Below are 588 nucleotides of genomic sequence, written 5' to 3'. Positions count from 1 at the left end.
CGGCGTTCGGCGGTGCCATTGGCATGCGTGACCCTGCCGGCCACCGCCAGCCCATGCCGGTTCTCCATGGTGGCGTGGCCCATATAGCAAAGCTTGGCCTCCCGTCCGGCCGCCTTGCGATAAAGCCTGCTGTCCGGGTCACTGGTGCTCGCATGGGTGTCGTTCTTGCGTTTCTGGCCATGGAAGTTGGCGCCGTCATCATCGTCGCCGCTGCCGTCCTTGGGGCGAAAACTCTTCTGCGAAGCCCAGGCTTCGATCAGCGTTCCGTCCACCGAAAAATGCTCGTCCGACAATAGCGGCTTGACCTGAGAATGGTTCAGAAGCCTGGTCATGAACTTCGTGAACACATCGCCGTTCTGCAGCCGCTCCCGGTTCTTGGTAAAGGTGGTCGGGTCCCAGACCGGATCGTCCGGCGACAGTCCCACGAACCAGCGATACAAAAGATTGTAGTCCAGTTGCTCCATCAGCTGGCGTTCCGAGCGGATGCCGTAGAACACCTGCAGCAGCAAGGCGCTCAGCAATTGCTCCGGAGGGATCGAAGGACGTCCCTCGCTGGCGTATAGCTTTCCAAGGCTGCGGTTCAAATCA

The 588-nt window shown here is 60.2% G+C and carries 1 protein-coding gene; it reads right to left on the bottom strand.

Annotation, left to right across the window (positions count from 1 at the left end; genetic code table 11):
• Window positions 1-588, bottom strand: a 588-nt coding sequence (locus IVA74_RS38090) for an IS5 family transposase (protein WP_247352934.1), incomplete at both ends; no start/stop codon positions are given.

It is taken from the genome of Bradyrhizobium sp. 132 (genome assembly GCF_023074185.1).
Classification (GTDB): Bacteria; Pseudomonadota; Alphaproteobacteria; order Rhizobiales; family Xanthobacteraceae; genus Bradyrhizobium.
This window is presented reverse-complemented; position numbering and strand designations above follow the sequence as displayed.